The following is a 1,391-nucleotide window of genomic DNA, read 5'->3' as shown; positions in this document are numbered from 1 at the left end:
TTTTTTATGCGCAAAGCCCAGACTTTCTCAAGCCCGGGCTTTGTTATTACCCAAAGTTTTCGTATCTTTAGGTATAAAGTTTTTCGTTATGGCAAAGTTACATTTTCGTCCTTACATTCCCAACCAAACCGTTCTTTTTCCACAAAGAATTGATGAAAACATAGCTGCGACCGACCCGGTCCGCATCGTGAATGCTGTTATTGACAATCTCAATCTTGAGAGTTTCAAGAAGCTTTATAAGGAAACGGGCCGTTGTCCTTATCATCCTAAAATGATGCTTAAGGTGATAATCTACGCCTACATGAATAATATCTATTCTTGCCGTAAAATAGAGAAGCACCTCCTTCGTGACATTCATTATATTTGGCTTGCCGGTAATGAGCATCCGGATTTTATCACGATCAACCGTTTTCGTAACCGTGTAAAGGAGGAAATAAATAATGTATTTACCCAGTTGGTTCTTGTCCTTGCCGATAAAGGTTTCATCAGCCTTGATGTGGAGTATATCGACGGCACCAAGATTGAATCCAAAGCCAACAAATATACTTTTGTCTGGCGCAAGACAGTCGAACGGAACCGTACGAGACTAATGGATAAAATCCGTATTCTCTTGGAACAGGTGGATGAAGCCATTGCACAGGAGAACTCTATAAAAGACACATCCGTGGAGTTTACTCCCTGCAGGCTCTCTGACATAGTGGATGAACTTAAAGAAGCCCTGGAACGCCAGCCTGCAACAAAGGATAAGGAAGAAAAGAAAGCCCTGCGCAAAAAGAAGAAGCAGGTCATGGAACTTGAAGGGTATCGTGACAAGCTGATAGAATACGACAATCACCTTGATACCCTTGGAGAACGTAACTCCTATTCCAAGACCGATCCTGGTGCCACATTCATGCGCATGAAAGAAGATGCCATGAAGAACGGGCAGACCAAACCCGGATATAATCTGCAAATAGGTACTGAAAACCAATTCATCACAGACTTCCGTCTGTTTCCCAACCCTACCGATACACTGACCCTCATACCTTTTTTCCACTCTTTCCAGTACCGCTATAACCGTTTACCGAATATCTGTGTGGCAGACTCCGGTTACGGTTCGGAAGAAAATTACCGGTTCATGCAGGAGAATGGGATAGAAGCCTTCATCAAGTACAATTACTTCCATAAAGAACAGCGTCCTCGTTATACTCCCAACCCATTCCATGCCGAAAGTCTCCATTACAATGCCCAAGAGGATTATTACGTTTGTCCTATGGGACAGCACATGAACCGTATAGGAACCAAACGTGACAAGACAGCGAGCGGATACATCATCGAAAGTGCCCGGTATAAAGCAAAAAGATGCGAAGGTTGCCCTTTGCGTGGCAGTTGTTTTAAAGCTCGGGGGAACC

The 1,391-nt window shown here is 43.7% G+C and carries 1 protein-coding gene; it reads left to right on the top strand.

Annotation, left to right across the window (positions count from 1 at the left end; translation table 11 throughout):
• Positions 1-88: 88 nt before the first annotated feature.
• Positions 89-1,391 (top strand): IS1182-like element ISBf3 family transposase (locus AB5217_RS24830; protein ID WP_368117401.1); only part of this gene is annotated, 1,303 nt, incomplete at its 3' end.

This window comes from Bacteroides sp. MSSM.1001136sp1_RTP21357st2_D2_RTP21359_211015 (assembly GCF_040913205.1).
GTDB classification, from domain to species: Bacteria; Bacteroidota; Bacteroidia; order Bacteroidales; family Bacteroidaceae; genus Bacteroides; species Bacteroides ovatus.
The sequence above is the reverse complement of the archived record's forward strand: the minus strand, read 5'-3'. Positions and strand labels throughout refer to the sequence as shown.